Origin of the sequence: Protofrankia sp. Cas4 (assembly GCF_963555915.1) — a bacterium.
Classification (GTDB): domain Bacteria; phylum Actinomycetota; class Actinomycetes; order Frankiales; family Frankiaceae; genus Protofrankia.
The window spans coordinates 1-15,478 of the sequence record NZ_CAUVXL010000247.1 but is presented as its reverse complement, the minus strand read 5'-3'; the positions used below and the strand labels follow the sequence as shown (position 1 = coordinate 15,478).

The following is a 15,478-nucleotide window of genomic DNA, read 5'->3' as shown; positions in this document are numbered from 1 at the left end:
GGGAGCCGTACATGACCGAGTTTCGCCGGGCCGTTTCGGCCGGCCGTGCCCGCTCGCCGGTGCCTGCGGCGACAGTCGCCCGACTCCCGCTCTACCTGCGGGTCCTTACCTCGCTTGCCGATCGGGGGGTGCACACTGTGTCGTCCGAGACGCTCGCTTCGGCGGCCGGCGTGACCTCGGCGAAGGTGCGCAAGGACCTGTCCCATCTTGGTTCGTACGGGACGCGTGGCGTCGGCTATGGGGTGGATCTCCTGCTGAGCCGCATCGCCGCTGAACTCGGTCTGACCGAGGACCGTTCGGTGCTTCTGGTCGGGGTCGGCAACCTCGGCCACGCCCTTGCGGGGTACGGCGGGTTTCAGTCCCGCGGCTTCCGCGTGGTCGCACTGCTCGATGTCGACCCCGGCCGGATCGGCGAGTCGATCGGTGGTGTCGTGGTGAGCCCGCTCGACGAGATGGAGGCCCTGGTCGAGCTGAAGCGGGTGACCATCGGCGTGATCTGTACACCGGCCGCCGCCGCGCAGGCTGTGTGCGACCGGCTCCTCGCGGCGGGAGTGACGAGTATCCTCAATTTCGCACCAATTGTGCTGTCGGTGCCAGCGGGAGTGGACGTGCGCAAGGTTGATCTCGCGGTGGAACTGCAAATCCTGTCGTTCCACGAGGCTCGCAAGCGTCCCGGCTGCTCCGTGGACGAGATCGGTTCGGACGACATCGGTTCGCCAGTCAGTCGCGCCGGCCGCCAGGACGGGCCCGCCGACTCCCGGATCGCGGTGATGACACGTGCCCCGGCTGAGCCGCCACCGCGGCATACCCACAGTGGCAGCCCTCTTGTCGGCACCGCCGGGAGTGACGGATCATGAGCCTGCTGGCCGTGGGCCTCAACCACCGGACGGCGCAGACGTCCATCCTGGAGATGGCCGCGGTCACCGATGATGATGTGCCGAAGGTGCTCCACGATCTGTGCCAGGCCGCATGCGTCGCCGAGGCCGTGGTGCTGTCGACCTGTAACCGCACCGAGATCTACGCCGAAGTGGAGACCTTCCACGGCGGCGTTGCCGATGTCTCCGACCAACTTACCCGGATCACCGGGACAGAGCTCTCCGATCTTGCGCCGCATCTGTACGTCCACCATGAGGCTCGGGCTGTCAGCCACCTGTTCTCCGTCGTCTGTGGCCTGGATTCGATGCTGGTGGGGGAGACCCAGATCCTCGGGCAGGTGCGCGCGGCTTTTCGGACGGCCCAGGTCGAGGCCAGCGCCGGAGCCACTCTCGGCGGTCTGTTCCAGACGGCGTTGCGGGTGGGCAAGCGCGCACACAGTGAGACCGCGATCGGTTCGGCCGGAGCGTCGATCGTGTCGGTCGGGGTGGGCATGGCCGCGGCTGTCTGGGAGGGCGCCGCAGAGCGGGCCGCGCTGGCCGAGTCGCTGCCCGCGATCGACGCGCTTGCCGGGCGTCGGGTCCTGCTGGTGGGTGCGGGGGTCGTGGGAGCGCTGGCGGCGGCCGTGGCGCGGCGGGCCGGTGCGGCCGAACTCGTGGTCGCGAACCGTAGCCCGGCGCGAGCCCGGCGAATCGTCGAGGTCTACACGGCTGAGATGGTCGCGCTGACGCAGGTGGCACCGGAACTGGACCGGGCCGATCTGGTGATCACATCGACGGGTGCGGCCGGGCTGATCCTGACCCGTCAGGCGATCGCCGAGGCGATGGTCCGTCGGGGCGGGCGGCCACTGGTCCTGCTGGACCTCGCTCTTCCCCGGGACATCGACGTGACTGTCCGTGATCTTCCGGGCGTCACCCTTATTGATCTTGACACCCTGCGGAGCGCCCTTGACGGCCAGCAGGTGGCCAGCGACGTCGAGGCGGTCCGGGCGCTCGTGGCGTCCGAGACCGGTACCTATCTTGATCGACGGCGTGCTCATCGGGTCGCGCCGACCGTCGTGGCACTTCGGGCGCAGGCCGCGGCTGTCGTGCGCGAGGAGCTCGACCGACTGCAGACCCGCCTGCCCGACCTTTCCCCCCGTGACTGGGCGATGGTGGAGGGGACGGTACGGCGCGTGGCGGACAAACTTCTGCACGCGCCGACCGTGCGGGTGCAGCAGCTCGCTGCGTCCCCCGGCGGCGACACCTATGCCGAGGCGCTGCGTGAGCTGTTCGACCTTCCTCGGGAGGCCCCGGCCGTCGTGTCCGCACCCGAGCTACGAGAGGCACCATGACGAGCGGAAACCGTCGACCAGGTCGACCGGATGGAGAGTCCGTCCCGGGACCCACCGGGCGCAGGGATGCGCTGCGGCTGGGCACGCGGGGTTCGGCGCTCGCACTCGCGCAGTCCAGCCTGGTGGCGAGCTGGTTGCGGGAGCGGCTGGGCCGTCAGGTCGAACTGGTGCACATTGTGACCGCCGGCGACCGTTCCCAGGAGGCGATCAGTCAGCTCGGCGGGACCGGCGTATTTGTAAGCGCGCTGCGAGAAGCGCTGGTGGCCGGTGAAATCGATCTCGCCGTCCATTCCCTGAAGGACCTCCCGACAGCAACCCCGGACGGGCTTGTGATCGCGGCTGTCCCGCCCCGCGCGGACCCTCGTGATGTCGTCGTCACGCCGAGTGGGCGGAAGTTGAGCGACCTCGGGCCCGGCGGCACCGTCGGTACCGGGTCTCCCCGGCGAGCTGCGCAGCTGCGTGCGCTGGGCCTCGGGCTGAATGTCGTCCCGATTCGGGGTAACGTCGACACGCGAATTAAGAAGGCGATCGACGGAGCGGTCGACGCGGTTGTACTCGCCCATGCCGGGCTGGACCGGCTGGACCGGTTGGACGCGGTGACCGAGGTGTTGGATGCGGATGTGATGGTGCCGGCTGCTGGGCAGGGTGCGCTGGCGATCGAATGCGCGGGTGATCCCGACGTGCTCGACGGTGTTTTCGATCGGGCCGACCTGTACCGAGGCAATGTCACTCTCGCCGAGCTGCTACGGTTTGTGCTGGACGACCCACTGTCGCGCACGGCTGTTGCCGCTGAACGTGCCTATCTGGCTGCCATCGAGGCCGGTTGTAGCGCACCGGTCGGCGCTCTTGCCGACGTTGCGGTGGCGCCCGAGGGAGCAATGGCCGCCGGTGTCATCCGGCTACGGGCGGTGGTTGCGTCGCCGGAGGGGAACGGTGTTCTCCGGCGCGTGGTCACCGGGCCCGCTCACCACCCGGAGGCGCTGGGAGAGCGCCTCGCGGACGCGATGTTGTCCGCTGGAGCACAGACGTTGATGGGAAATTTCTGATCATGGCCACCCGCCGCACGAAAAAGCCTCTGATCCCGGTCGCTCTCGTTGGAGCCGGCCCACGCGATCCCGGCCTGCTGACCGTTCTTGCCACCGAGACGCTGGCCAGCGCCGAGTCGGTGATTGTCGATCCCGATGTCGCTCCAGAGATTGTCGCCACGCTTGCCGGTGAGGTGCTGCGTATCGGCGATACCGAACCGGCGAAACCAATCATGGACGCGGACGCGGCAACCGCGGTGGTCGTCGCGCGGGCCCGGGCGGGGGAACGGGTCGTCCGGCTGTACGCGTCGGATCCGTGGCTCACCGGGATCGGTATCGCCGACGCGCAGGCGCTGGCCAAAGCCAAGATTCCTTTCCGGGTGGTGCCGGGTATTCCCACCGGTGCGGCGGTTGCCGCCTACTCGGGGGTCGCGCCCGGGCTTCCGGTCACCTTCGCAAGCACAGCGGGGGTGTTCTCCGCCAGCGGGGTGCAGCCGACCATCACTCCGGCGGCGGACACGCCGGGCATGCCGCTGGGTTCGGCGACGTTCGGGGCCAGTCGTCTCGGCGGGCGCGGTCTGTCTGAGCTGGGTGGGTCCGGCCTGGGCGGAACTGGCCTTGGGGGCGCAGGTCTTGGGGGCGCAGGCCTTACGGCATCGCCGCTGGGCGCGTCGCTCGGTCTCGGTGGGATCGGCGCGGGCCTGGGCGCCGCTGGTGTGCCCGGCTCGGAGGTCGACTGGGTGTCGCTGGCCCAGGCGCCCGGCACCCTGGTGGTGACCGCGGTCTCCAACGAGGTCGGTAAGGTCGCGGCGGCACTGGTCGAGCAGGGCCGCCCGGGCGACACACCGGTCGCCGTGACAGTGGACGGCACCACGACCGACCAGCGCACGGTCTCCTCCACCTTGGACCGGATCGAGGCCGATGCGGCGTCCGTCATCGCCAACGCACCATGCGTGGTCATGTCGATCGGTCCGGCGGTCGCGGCCCGCGGCAAGCTGTCGTGGTGGGAGTCACGGGCGCTGTTCGGTTGGACGGTTCTGGTGCCCCGGACCAAGGAGCAGGCGGCCATCCTCTCGGACCTGCTGCGCTCGCACGGCGCGAGTCCGCTGGAGGTACCGACGATCGCGGTGGAGCCGCCGCGGACAGCCGCCCCGATGGAACGTGCGATCACCGGCCTGGTGTCGGGCCGTTACCAGTGGGTCGCCTTCACCTCGGTGAACGCGGTCCGGGCCGTCCAGGAGAAGGTCGAGGAACGCAGCCTGGACGCGCGGGCGTTCGCCGGCGTCAAGGTGGCCGCGATCGGTGAGGCGACCGCAGATGCGCTGCGCGCCTTCGGAATCCGGCCGGATCTCGTCCCGTCCGGCCAGCAGTCCAGCGAGGGTCTGCTGGCAGACTGGCCCGAGTACGACGACGTGTTCGACCCGCTCGACCGGGTGCTGCTCCCCCGGGCGGACATCGCCACCGAGACCCTGGTCGCCGGGCTGAAGGACCGTGGCTGGAACGTCGACGACGTCACGGCGTACCGCACGGTGCGCGCCGCGCCACCGCCGGCTCCGATCCGGGAGGCGCTCAAGGGCGGCCGGGTGGACGCCGTGGTGTTCACGTCATCCTCGACCGTGCGCAACCTGGTGGGGATCGCCGGTAAGCCGCACGAGACCACGGTGATCGCGGTCATCGGCCCGCAGACGGCGGCCACCGCGGTCGAACTGGGCCTGCGCGTCGACGTCCAGGCGACGGAGGCGACCATCCCGTCGCTGGTGCAGGCATTGGCCGACTTCGCCGCCGAGCACCGTGAGGAACTGGGCAAGGTCGGTCCGCTCGCGGCCAGGCTACCCAAGCCCCGGCGCGGTTCCCGGCGGTGACCGCGCTGCCGGGCGCCGGTGGTGCCGGGCCTGTCGGGCCAGTAGGAGCTGTGGGCGATCGTGTCGCTGGTGGTCGCGCCGGGTTCCCGCTGGCCAGACCGCGCCGGCTGCGCCGTGGTACAGCCCTGCGGCGGCTGGTATCCAACGTGCGGTTACATCCGGCGGACCTGGTGCTTCCGATGTTCGTCAAGGAGGGCATCGCCACCCCGGCGCCCATCGCCTCGATGCCGGGCGTCATGCAGCACACCCGGGAGTCGTTGCGTAAGGCCGCGGTCGAGGCGGCCCGGGCCGGCGTCGGTGGGTTGATCCTTTTTGGCGTTCCTGCGAGCAAGGACGGGCGTGGTTCGGCCGCGGATGACCCGTCCGGCATCGTGCAACTTGCTCTCGCAGATCTTGTCGCGGAGGTCGGCGGCGACATGGTCATCATGACGGACCTGTGCCTGGACGAGTACACCGACCACGGCCACTGCGGCCTGTTGACGCATGACGGTGACGTCGACAACGACGCCACCCTGGCTCGGTACGGCTCGATCGCGGTGGCCCAGGCCCGCGCCGGTGCCCAGGTGGTGGCGCCGAGCGGGATGATGGACGGCCAGGTGGGCGCGATCCGCGCGGCGCTCGACGCAGCCGGCCACGCGGACGTGCCGATCCTGGCCTACTCGGCGAAGTACGCCTCGGCCTTCTACGGCCCGTTCCGCGACGCGGCCGAGTGCGCACCAGGGTTCGGTGACCGCGCCGGCTATCAGCAGGACCCGGCCCGCTCGGCCGGTGAGGCCCTGCGCGAGGTCGCCCTCGACATCGCCGAGGGTGCCGACGCCGTGATGGTGAAACCCGCGTTGGCCTATCTGGACGTCGTGGCGGCGGTTGCCGCCGCCGTGGAGGTGCCAGTTGCCGCCTACCAGGTGTCCGGCGAGTACGCGATGGTGGAGGCGGCGGCGGCGAACGGCTGGATCGACCGCGAGCGCGTCATCACCGAGACGCTGACGGCGGTCCGCCGGGCCGGCGCGGACATCATCCTGACGTACTGGGCGACCGAGGTGGCCCAGCGCCTGCGCTGATCCGGCCGGGCACCTTCCTGGCGGCTTCGTTCCTGCCGGGCCCGGTCGCGCCACGCGTTTCTGTGGTCCTCATGTGCACTTTGCGGACAAATCCTCCTACTTTGGCCGATAGGCTGCTTCACAGCAAGATCGGCCATCTTCTGGTGGAGGGACCACAATGACCATGGTTCTGGAGCGACCGACGCGGGAGCTGTCGGTGGCGTGTTCGTACCGTTGGTACGAACAGATCGACTACGATGACGGCATGGCTGTCGCGAAGGTGTCCGTATCCCTGGACGAACGTGTCCTCACGGCCGCACGGGCGGCGGCGACGGCCAAGGGCATCAGCCTGTCGGCCTGGATGTCACAGGTGATCGATCATCACATCGGCATCCAGGAGGGCCTTGCGGCCGTCCGTGAGTACGAAGCCGAACACGGCCCCATCCCCGCGGATGCACTGCGGCGCGCCGACGAGATTCTCGATCGGCTCGGAGTCGGGAGGAGATCCCGATGACGGAGGAGGAAGGTGGAGTCACGTATGACACCGGCGCCCTCTTGGCGGCTGAAGCAGGTGATCGTGAGATGTGGGCGCTGCATCGGCGGATCCTGGAACGTGAGGTTCGTCCGGTCATTCCCGCGCCAGTGCTGGCGCAGGCGTGGCGAGGTGGCCCACAGCCGCTGCTGTCCCGCTTTGTAAAGGGTTGCGACGTCGAGGACTTCTCGGAGCAGCACGCGCGAGCGGTCGGATCTCTGCTGGCGCGGGCGGGTACCAGCGATATCGTCGACGCTGCCGTAGTACTGACCGCGGCGACAAAGGATCATTCCGTCGTTACGAGCGATCCGTCGGACGTGTCCGCCCTTGCGGACGCGCATGACACAAAGATCAATCTGCACGTCGTCTGAGTACGGCGCGGTCACGCTGGTCCGGTGGCGGAGCGAGCGACCGTGGCGGCGGGTGGGTTTGGCGGGGCCGGCACGTCCGGCAGACCGGCGAAGAAGCTCCAGATGACGGTGGCGGCACTGGCTGCGGCCGGTACGCGTGGTGGTGCCGGCCAGGAGTGTGGCACGTCGTGGTAGGTGACGGCGGCGACAGCGGCACGGTCCCGGCATTCGCGCCAGATCATGATCTCAGCCGGACCCACCCGGCGGGTGGTCGCAGGCCGTGCGGGACAGCCGTCCCGCTCACGCCAGAGTGCGACCGCGGCGGCCATCGACATCAGCGGTGGTCGTGCCAGGAGAGCTCCGTCATAGGGCAGCACCTGGTCGGCGGTACCGGCGGCAAGCAGTACCGACACCGCACGTCCTCGCGCACACGGTACCAGCGGTACGGCCCCGTATGTCGCGACTCCGGCGAAGGCGGACGGGTCCTCGCAGGCCATCCGAAGCGCGAGCTTTCCGCCGTTGCTGTAGCCGACGAGGTAGACCCGATGTGCGTCGGCCGGCTCCCCGTGCAGCACCGCGGCGACGACACCGCGCACAAAGGCGGGGTCGTCCGGTCGTGACCGGCCCGCCGTGCCACAACAGTCGGCGCCGGCGTTCCAGGACCGGTCGAGACCTGCGGGTACGGCAAGAATCGCGTGGCCGTCGGCCACGAGCGGACTCAGGCCGCTGAGCGCCACCATCGCGGTCGGTGTCAGGCCGCGACCGTGCAGAAGTACCACCAGCGGCAGCCGCTGCGTGGATCCAACCGGTCGCAGCAACAGATAGACGCGTCGCAGCCCACCCATCGTGATCGTCCGCGTGCTCTGGCTGATCAGCGGCTGGGCTGTGATCGTGGCCTTGCTAGTTGCACCCTGCGGTGGGGTAGACGGTTGGCTGGGTGTGACCGATGCGGCTGCCACGGCTGATTGTTTTCGATCTACGTGGACGATAGGTTCTGCCATGGTGACGATGAGTACTATCGCCGCCGTGGCGGCCAGCAGAAGATTCCCCCGTCGATAGGTCATGCGCAGGTCAGCCTGTCGTCCGTTGTCGGGGCCGACCGGACACCACCAGGCTCAGCGGCGTGGGTCGGCAGAGCGCGACCAGCGCCGTCGACAGCACCAGGGTCGTAGACATCGCTAGCAGGGTTGACCACGGTGGGGGAAGGGCGTGGGGAAGGACGGTCAGCACACCTACCAGGATCGCCGGATGCACGAGGTAGATGCCGAAGGACAGCTCCGAACCCTTGCGTATGAGTGAGTCCAGCCGGCCTGGACGTCGTCTGCGCTGCCACACCGAGCCCAGGGCGAACAGGGCCACGATGCTCGCTGATCCCCATGGCACCATGATGGGCTGAAAGACCGACGCGGCGTCGAACGGCGGCTGTCCGTGATGTCGTGCGATCATGTACCAGAGTTCTGCGGCACCGGCGGCGAGTACCGCGCTCAGTACCGAGAGCCCGATGTGTCGACTCACCCAGCCGCGGAAGCGATCGCCGTGGACCGCGGCGAGCGCACCGGCCACGAGCCAGAACTGGTACATCCCGAACAGCTCGTAACAGTGCTGCTCCAGCACGCCGGCCACCCCGGACCACGGCCGGCCGTAGTGGACTTCCGTCAGGATGGCGATCTGGAGCAATGCGCTTCCTGCCAGCAGCGACCAGTGGTGCCCGGCGGTGCGCCGCACCAGACGGGCCAGCAGCGGGAACAGCAGGTATGCCTGCAGGGTGACCAGCAGGAAGTACAGGTGATACCAGGCGTCGCCGGTGATTAAGTCATAGCCAAGAGTGCGCAAAGCGGCGGTTATCTGGCCGTCTGAGAGCTGTTGGAGGAGACCGCGGCCGGCATAGAGCACGGTCCAGACCACGTACGGCACCCCGACGAGCAGGAACCGACGTCGCCAGAACCGGCCCAGTGCGAGGGGACGGCCGTAATGGGTGTGGAAGAGCACGAAAGTGGTGAGAAAGAAGAACGCCTCACGGGTGAAGTGCAGCAGCACGAGAGCGGCGTTACCGCCGACGCTCTGGAACGGGTTCGTACCGCCCGTCGTGTGGACGCCGACCACCGCGACAAAGGTCAGCAGGCGGACCAGGTCGACGTCGTGCAGATGCGCCGGCCGCCGAGCCATGCCGGGACCGGCGCCGGCACCGGTGCCAGGACCGGTGCCAGGACCAACGACCGGCGGCTCCGGTCGTTGGTCCTGGGAAGAGCCCGGCGCTGTGGTGGTGGCCCGTACCGGGCTCGGCGTCGCCGTCGTCGTCGTCATCCGAATCCGTTCGCACAGTCGAGCCGGTCACGCAGGCGTTGGCTTCCATCGAGGCGGTTGCCGGCGAGCCGCCGCATCACCTTGCCGGTGGGTCCGACCGGCAGCGCGTCGACGACGTCGATGGCAACTGGACGCTTGAAGCGCTCCAGGACGGACTCACAGCGGGCGGCCAGATCGGCGGTGAGGCTCTCGTCAGCCCCGGCGGCTGGTACCACCAATGCAACCGGTGTCTGGCCGAGAACCGGATCGGGGCGGCCGACAACCACGGCCGCATCCACCCGGGGATCGGCAAGCAGGACCTCCTCCACCTCGCGTGGGAAGATTTTCTCGCCACCCCTGTTGATCACATCGTCAGTGCGGCCGGCGAGGAACAGGTACCGATCGGCGTCGAAATACCCCAGGTCGCCGGTATCGAGCCAACCGTCGGCGTCAATCCGCTCGTTTCCGGCCTCGCCCACATAGGCTCTGATCACCCCGGCGCCGCGGATCTGGACGCGGCCCGTGACGCCATCGGGGCACTCCTGCCCGTCCTCGTCGACCACCCGTACCTGTGTGGCGACCGGTAGCCCGACCGAGCCCGCCTTGCGCACGCCACGCAGCGGATTGGCCGCTATCTGGCTCGCGGCCTCGGTCATGCCGTAGGTCTCCAGCACCCCGATGCCCGTGGCCTGCTCGAACGCGTGCAGCACCGCGACAGGCAACGCGGCCGACGCGGACCGGACAAAACGCACCCTGGTCGAACGCGCCTGCCCGACATCCGGGTCGCGCGCGAGGATGGTCACGATGGCCGGTACGGCGTTGATCCAGGTCACGTCGTGTTCGACGATCCGTCGCCAGAATCCCCGGCGGCGGAATCGGGTGTCCAACACGACCGCGCCGCCCGCGGTCAGGGTGGCCAGCAGCCCTACCACCTCGGCGTTGACGTGGAACAGGGGCAGCGGACAGAACCCGATGTCGTCGCTGGTAAGGCCGTGATGGACGGCCACCGCACGCGCGACGTGCACGAGCTGTGCCTCGCCGAGGAAGATCTGCTTGGCCGTCCCCGTGGTCCCTGAGGTGGACAGCACCACCCCACCGCCGGCGGCCGGCCGGCCGGCGGTAGGAGCTGGACCGCGGTGGTCGACCCGGGCGGGGCGCGGGCCGACCCGCCCGACGCCGGCCGCCGCAGGTAGCTCCCGGTCGGTGACCACCAGGGCAGGTCCGGCCATCGTGAGCATCCGCTCCAGCTCCGCCGGGGGAGCGTCTGGGCTCAACGGGACGGCGTGGCGTCCGCTGGTGATGGCTCCGAGGTAGGCGGCGGCGAAATCCACCGGATCGGCGACGACGATCGCCACTCGCTGTCCGGGTCGGCAGCCGGCACGGTCGAATTCCGACCACCAGTCACCTACTGTGGCACCGAGTTCGTCGTAGTGCATGCGCCGGCCGCTGCCTGCGTCCACGAGACAGACCCGACGGGGATGGTCCCGACTATGAGCCTCCAGTAGCTCGATCATGCGGCGGTGGCCCGTGGGCGACCGCTCGTCCAGATCCATCGAACGAGGGCTGTCAAGGGTAGCAGGCACGTTCGCATCCTTCTCGAACAACGTTAACGAAACCTCGGGACCCGATGAGAGTTTACCGACGGACCTGCTGGCGGATCATGTTTGCATGGATGGTAAAATTTCGTCGCCTGCCCCGATCTCTCAGCGATTCCACAGCTGGTATTAAAGCCGTTCTCATGTGGTGGTGGAAGGGTAGGGGTGGTATTTGGTGTGCGTGGTGATTTCATCCCGCACGCCGGATCTCCGGACCAGTCAGGTGCCGCTCCAGGAGGTGGCCGTTATGATCACCAGCGCTCTCACTCTGCCTGCACGCCAGCCGAAGCCACGTTCCCGTGGAATCACGATAGTGATCGACAACGGCCTGCCGACAGGCTATTTCCGCGATGCCGTCGCCAGCTTCTGCGATCATATTGACCTGGTGAAGTTCGGCTGGGGTACGTCGCTCGTGACAGCCGGGATGGCCGATAAGATCGCCTGTCTGCGCGGCCTGGGTATCGACTTCCTCTTCGGCGGTACCCTGTTCGAAAAGCACATTCTACAGGGTCGTTTCGACGATTTCCGGGAGCTGTGTCGCGAGCAGGGCTGTCGGTATGTGGAGGTGTCGAACGGGACCATCGACCTCGGTGTCGAGGAGAAGGCGAGCTACGTTGCCAAACTCGCCGACGAATTCGTCGTGCTGAGCGAGGTCGGATTCAAGGATGCCGAACGTTCCGAGCGTCAGTCGCCGTCCCGGTGGATCGCCGCCATTCGGACCGACCTGCATGCCGGCGCCCAGATGGTGATCCTGGAAGCACGTGAGACCGGGACCAGCGGAATCTGCCGGCCGGACGGGCAGTTGCGGTTCGGTCTGATCGAGGACATCCTCGACTCCGGCGTGCCAGTCGATCGACTGGTGTTCGAGACGCCTACCAAGACGCTGCAGACCCACTTCATCCGCCGGGTCGGTCCGGATGTCAACCTCGGAAACGTGCACGCCGCCGACGTCGTGGGCCTGGAGACCCTGCGGCTCGGGCTCCGCTCGGACACGCTACTGGCCTTCGAGTAGAGGAGCGGGCCGTGCGAAACACCGCCGATGTCTTTCATCTCGCCATTCCCGTGATGGACCTGGCGGCGGCGCAGCGATTCTATGTGGACCTGCTCGGTTGCCGGCTCGCCCGCCGTTATTCCGACCGGATCACGCTCGACTTCTTCGGCGACCAGCTTGTCTGCCACCTCACTCCTGATTATGAACCTGGCGAGACGACGTTGTACCCGCGCCATTTCGGCGTGACATTCCGGGACGGTGCCGACTTCGACGCACTGCTGCGCCTGGTCGAACTGCGCGAGGTGGCGGTCTTCCAGCCCGAACAGGTACGTTTCGCCGGGCTGGTCGAAGAGCATCGGACCGTGGTGCTGCGCGACCCGTCGGGCAACCTGCTCGAATTCAAACACTATGTCGACCCGCGGATGATGTACTGATCTTCAGGAGGTCGTGTCGTCGGCTCCTGTCAGGCTAAGTTGATCATGATTGCTGACTGCGCCTGACGGCGGGCATACCTCGGCGGGCTGCGTTGCTGGCCGGCCGGTTGCCCGTGCCCGCCGTCATGGTGGCGTGTCGCTTCCTGCCTACGGTCTGCGGTCCGTACGCCTGATCGTTTCGGATCGTGTGGAGCGGGGCCTGGTGACGTCGACGGGCACGGTGCTGCCGCTGTTCGTGGGACACCGATAGCGCTCGCCGACGGTGAGAAGGCAGGCTGAAGTGGCCGCGAAGTTGCGGCATCGGGACACCCCTCCCATCACCCGTACGCTCGGACCTCACTTCCCACCCCCGTAGCCGAGCGCGTACTGTGCTAAGCGTGTCAGATCAGTCGCCTTCTGCCGGCGGTATGAGGCTCGACGACGATTTTCGGTACGTGCATGGACCAGTCGTCGGTGATTCGATCATGTCGAGCCTGCACCATCGGGCACTCTCCACGAGCTTGCGGGAGCGGATCCACCGCTCCGACGGGGGCGCGTTCCTGATAGCCGGATTCCGGGGCGCCGGGAAGACTACCCTGGTGCGGTCATGCGTGCGGGAGTTGGTTGACCAAACGGCGGGGCGACGTTACCTGCCGGTTTTCCTTAACATCGCGCGGCCGATGAGTACCGAGGAGTTCTTGTTCTCAGTAATCCGTAGAGTGGTGGAAAGCCTGGACGACAGCGGGCTGCTGGTCACTCTACCGGCAGCTGTACGGAACTCGGTGTTGCTCGCATATGCACGAACGTCGTTGTCGTTGACTTCCCGGGCGAGTGAAGATCGTGAGGTGACGCGATCGATTGGCGTGGGAGCAGCCGTGCAGTTCGCCGGCCTGACACCGAAGCTGGAGCGTGGTACAAAGACCACCCGGTCGCTGGCCACGGAAGCATCGTTTCTTACCTACAGCGGCGCCGATGTCGAACATGATTTCCTGCGGATTGTAGAACTGCTGAGCAGTGTGGGGAGCGGCGGGTTCGGCCCGGTCCTGCGCCGCGCGCAGCCGACAGCCCGTCGCCGTCTCCGCAGGCGTGGGCGTGGCATTGCCGCCCTTCCGATCCACGTGGTCGTCGTCCTGGATGAGCTGGACAAACTCACGAGCAGTGAGGACGGACGGGTCAGCCTGAACGCGGTGCTGACAGCGTTCAAGAATGTGTTGACGGTGCCTGGGGTGCACTTTGTTTTTGTAGCCGGCGTGGACCTTTTCGATCAAGCTGTTGCTGACGGTAGATCCGGTATCGGAATCTACGAGAGTGTCTTTTCCTGGACTACCTACGTTCCGTGCCTCTGGCAGGCCGCGGCCGCTCTTCTCAGCGAACTGATCCGTAGCCCGACCAACGGCCGGCTGGTCGACACCCAGATTTTCGAACTGATCTGTGATTACCTCGAGTACAAGGGGCGCGGTGTCCCGCGGCGGCTCACCCAGGAACTGTACAGTCTCCTCGCATGGGATAATGGTACCCCGTTCATCAGAATCTCGTCGGATGATATGGATCGCTTCACCCTGTATGCGGAGCTGGCCGAGATCCTGGCAGGCATACTTGGCCGACAGCGCGGGCAAGGCCGCACCGTCGAGGAAGACCGGTTCCGGCTCGGTGCGTATTACGTCACCGACTGGGTTCTACGCAGTGAAGGTGGGGTGTTCAAGGCCGAGGATGTGACCAGGGGTGAGCGTGCGTTGTCGCCCTTACTTTCGCTGACGTCGGCCCGAGCCGACCTGGTGCTGCGGCATCTGGTACGTCATGGCATAATCGAGTTGCTTGCAGATCTGCGGGATGGTGCAACACTTTTTGGCGGTATTACCCGGACGCCGAGTTATCGACTGAGTGCGGAGATGCGCCGTCGGCTTCTGCGAATTGCACGAACCAGCGAACGAGAAAGTGTAGAGCTTCTCGGTGTTCCACTGCCTGCTGATGTGCGGCCTACCCCCCGTCCTCCAGGGGGTCCTCGCGTCTACGCTACGTCAGACAGGACGGTGGTCGGCTCGGCAGCGCCGCCGGGTGGAACCGGTATTGACCGTGTCGACTTCCGCGTTCCTCGGGCTCAGCGGTTGATGGCGGGCGGGCGGTACGAGCTTCTTGACATCATCGGTGCCGGCGGAATGGGGACTGTCTTTGCTGCGGTGGACACAAGGACCGGGTTACGGCGTGCCATTAAGGTACTGGATGCGCCGACCGCCGAAGGAGAGGCTCGGGCACGATTCCGTCGAGAAGCGCAGATTGCGCTGCGGCTGCGACACCGTAACGTGGTTCGTACCTACGAGCTATTGCAAGAAGCCGATGGTCGGCTTGGCATTGTCATGGACTTGGTCGAGGGTTCCAGCCTGAGCCGGCAGACTGGCGAGAGCCGGCCGGACGGCGCTACGGCCGTGCGCTTGGCAGTGTCATTATTAGGCGGGATCGAATACCTGCACGAACTTGGGATCGCACGACTGGACGTCAAGCCGAACAACGTCATCGTAGACACTTTCGGCGAGCCAATAATGATCGACTTTGGGGTAGCCCGACACATCGTGGACCCTGGCGATTCAACTGACGAAGAATTCTCCACGATATGGCAGGGCACGCTTATCGGGACGCCGGCCTACATGTCACCCGAACAAATTCGGGGTGAACAGATCGACCATCGAACCGACATCTACTCTCTTGGAAAGGTACTGTACGTACTCCTCGGCGGGCGAGAAAACCCGGATGAAGATGTTCCGACAAGACTCTACCGTGCTCTTACCCAGGATCTCGAGACGTCTGTCCTCGAGTGCTCATCAGAGCTGGCCCGGGTTGTTTCTAAAGCGACCGCACGAGACCCGGAGCAGCGCTTTCAGAACGCAGCTCAAGCGCGGTTGGCCTTGCTTGCCGTCCCTGAGGCACGTGGACTCGACCGGCATCTGGAGCGGTCCGCCAACTGACTCGCCTCCGCGGGTATCGCTGCGTGTGTGCCCCGGCCTGGATCTTTCGCTGGGGTGGCGGACTCGTCCCCTTGATCACAATCCAGCCATTCTGGTCATGGTCTCCTGGTCGTGAACACAGTTGCAGTTGCGGCTGTCGTGGCGCCGGGCGCCGGGTGGGTTGCGCCCCTGTCGTCGGGCCGGCGTGGTGGAGCCCACGGCGACCGGGCTAATATTCGCAGCCT

Annotated in this window: 13 protein-coding genes; 10 read left to right on the top strand and 3 right to left on the bottom strand. The window is 67.0% G+C overall.

The features are described from left to right. Positions 1-11 precede the first annotated feature (11 nt). The 7 genes from U9979_RS22355 to U9979_RS22325 all read left to right on the top strand — a co-directional run bounded on the left by U9979_RS22355 (position 12) and on the right by U9979_RS22325 (position 7,033). Positions 12-857: a redox-sensing transcriptional repressor Rex gene (locus tag U9979_RS22355; protein WP_322780855.1), complete on the top strand. Its 846-nt coding sequence runs from the start codon at positions 12-14 to the stop codon at positions 855-857. After that, a complete protein-coding gene (locus tag U9979_RS22350; protein WP_322748489.1) occupies positions 854-2,206 on the top strand; it encodes a glutamyl-tRNA reductase in 1,353 nt (450 codons plus the stop codon). Before U9979_RS22355 ends, U9979_RS22350 begins: the two co-directional genes overlap by 4 nt. Next, a complete protein-coding gene (gene hemC / locus U9979_RS22345; protein WP_322753992.1) occupies positions 2,203-3,252 on the top strand; it encodes a hydroxymethylbilane synthase in 1,050 nt (349 codons plus the stop codon). Before U9979_RS22350 ends, hemC begins: the two co-directional genes overlap by 4 nt. Before the next feature lie 2 nt (positions 3,253-3,254). Continuing rightward, a complete protein-coding gene (locus tag U9979_RS22340) occupies positions 3,255-5,093 on the top strand; it encodes a uroporphyrinogen-III synthase (RefSeq protein ID WP_322748491.1) in 1,839 nt (612 codons plus the stop codon). A 50-nt stretch (positions 5,094-5,143) separates the two neighbouring features. Next, positions 5,144-6,151 (top strand): porphobilinogen synthase, encoded by a 1,008-nt coding sequence (hemB, locus tag U9979_RS22335; protein WP_322780854.1) that lies wholly within the window; start codon positions 5,144-5,146, stop codon positions 6,149-6,151. 157 nt (positions 6,152-6,308) lie between these two features. Next, complete coding sequence (locus tag U9979_RS22330) at positions 6,309-6,644, top strand: hypothetical protein (RefSeq protein WP_322748493.1); 336 nt, start codon at positions 6,309-6,311, stop codon at positions 6,642-6,644. After that, a complete protein-coding gene (locus U9979_RS22325; RefSeq protein ID WP_322780853.1) occupies positions 6,641-7,033 on the top strand; it encodes a PIN domain-containing protein in 393 nt (130 codons plus the stop codon). The genes U9979_RS22330 and U9979_RS22325 overlap by 4 nt, the downstream gene beginning before the upstream one ends. Positions 7,034-7,044: 11 nt before the next feature. On the opposite strand, the gene U9979_RS22320 is transcribed toward U9979_RS22325, so the two are convergent. Genes U9979_RS22320 through U9979_RS22310 form a run of 3 tightly spaced genes read right to left on the bottom strand, consistent with a single transcriptional unit; the run spans position 7,045 to position 10,878 of the window. Next, positions 7,045-8,076 carry an alpha/beta hydrolase family esterase gene (locus tag U9979_RS22320; RefSeq protein ID WP_322748498.1) on the bottom strand — a complete coding sequence of 344 codons (1,032 nt, stop codon included), beginning with the start codon at positions 8,074-8,076 and terminating at the stop codon, positions 7,045-7,047. A 7-nt stretch (positions 8,077-8,083) separates the two neighbouring features. After that, positions 8,084-9,316: an acyltransferase gene (locus U9979_RS22315; RefSeq protein WP_322780852.1), complete on the bottom strand. Its 1,233-nt coding sequence runs from the start codon at positions 9,314-9,316 to the stop codon at positions 8,084-8,086. Beyond that, positions 9,313-10,878, bottom strand: a complete 1,566-nt coding sequence (locus U9979_RS22310) for an AMP-binding protein (protein WP_322780851.1) — start codon at positions 10,876-10,878, stop codon at positions 9,313-9,315. The genes U9979_RS22315 and U9979_RS22310 overlap by 4 nt, the downstream gene beginning before the upstream one ends. A gap of 259 nt (positions 10,879-11,137) precedes the next feature. On the opposite strand from U9979_RS22310, the gene U9979_RS22305 reads away from it, so the two are divergent. From U9979_RS22305 to U9979_RS22295, 3 genes are all read left to right on the top strand, one after another. Then, a complete protein-coding gene (locus U9979_RS22305) occupies positions 11,138-11,902 on the top strand; it encodes a phosphosulfolactate synthase (RefSeq protein WP_322753711.1) in 765 nt (254 codons plus the stop codon). A gap of 11 nt (positions 11,903-11,913) precedes the next feature. Beyond that, positions 11,914-12,315, top strand: a complete 402-nt coding sequence (locus tag U9979_RS22300) for a VOC family protein (protein WP_322780850.1) — start codon at positions 11,914-11,916, stop codon at positions 12,313-12,315. Between the two features lie 590 nt (positions 12,316-12,905). After that, a complete protein-coding gene (locus tag U9979_RS22295) occupies positions 12,906-15,254 on the top strand; it encodes a serine/threonine-protein kinase (RefSeq protein WP_322780849.1) in 2,349 nt (782 codons plus the stop codon). Positions 15,255-15,478: the final 224 nt, after the last annotated feature.

Excerpts from the sequence above, each read along its gene's own strand:
- U9979_RS22330 (WP_322748493.1), top strand. The coding sequence starts at position 6,309 with ATGACCATGGTTCTGGAGCGACCGACGCGGGAGCTGTCGGTGGCGTGT.
- U9979_RS22355 (WP_322780855.1), top strand. The coding sequence starts at position 12 with ATGACCGAGTTTCGCCGGGCCGTTTCGGCCGGCCGTGCCCGCTCGCCG.
- hemC (WP_322753992.1), top strand. The coding sequence starts at position 2,203 with ATGACGAGCGGAAACCGTCGACCAGGTCGACCGGATGGAGAGTCCGTC.
- U9979_RS22325 (WP_322780853.1), top strand. The coding sequence starts at position 6,641 with ATGACGGAGGAGGAAGGTGGAGTCACGTATGACACCGGCGCCCTCTTG.
- U9979_RS22305 (WP_322753711.1), top strand. The coding sequence starts at position 11,138 with ATGATCACCAGCGCTCTCACTCTGCCTGCACGCCAGCCGAAGCCACGT.
- U9979_RS22350 (WP_322748489.1), top strand. The coding sequence starts at position 854 with ATGAGCCTGCTGGCCGTGGGCCTCAACCACCGGACGGCGCAGACGTCC.
- U9979_RS22320 (WP_322748498.1), bottom strand. The coding sequence starts at position 8,076 with ATGACCTATCGACGGGGGAATCTTCTGCTGGCCGCCACGGCGGCGATA.
- U9979_RS22315 (WP_322780852.1), bottom strand. The coding sequence starts at position 9,316 with ATGACGACGACGACGGCGACGCCGAGCCCGGTACGGGCCACCACCACA.
- U9979_RS22340 (WP_322748491.1), top strand. The coding sequence starts at position 3,255 with ATGGCCACCCGCCGCACGAAAAAGCCTCTGATCCCGGTCGCTCTCGTT.